Origin of the sequence: Paraburkholderia sp. NMBU_R16 (assembly GCF_013282575.1) — a bacterium.
GTDB lineage: Bacteria > Pseudomonadota > Gammaproteobacteria > Burkholderiales > Burkholderiaceae > Trinickia.
Genome location: NZ_JAAAYE010000408.1, coordinates 1 through 253 on the forward strand (window position 1 = coordinate 1; position 253 = coordinate 253).

The following is a 253-nucleotide window of genomic DNA, read 5'->3' on the forward strand; positions in this document are numbered from 1 at the left end:
GATGACGGGGGACTGCTCGGCGCGGCGTGGCGGCAGCGGTTCCGGGCTACGCCCTTCACCGCTGCCGCCACGCCAGTACTCTCATCCTGATTGACGCGCTGCTCTCATCTTGTTTGACGCGCGGCACCAGGGCCCGCGAGGCCGCGCTCGATGGGACGACTCGGCGCTGCTGCCTGTGCGATGTGATCGCAGCACGCGCAGGCGAATTTGGGCCGCACATGACGGATCACGCGGAAGCTAGCCGGTACGTACT

General features: G+C 67.6%; 1 pseudogene. It reads right to left on the reverse strand.

Annotated elements, in window-relative coordinates:
* Window positions 1-125: 125 nt before the first annotated feature.
* A pseudogene (locus GWC77_RS28670) lies at window positions 126-253 on the reverse strand (IS66 family transposase zinc-finger binding domain-containing protein); the annotation flags it as partial.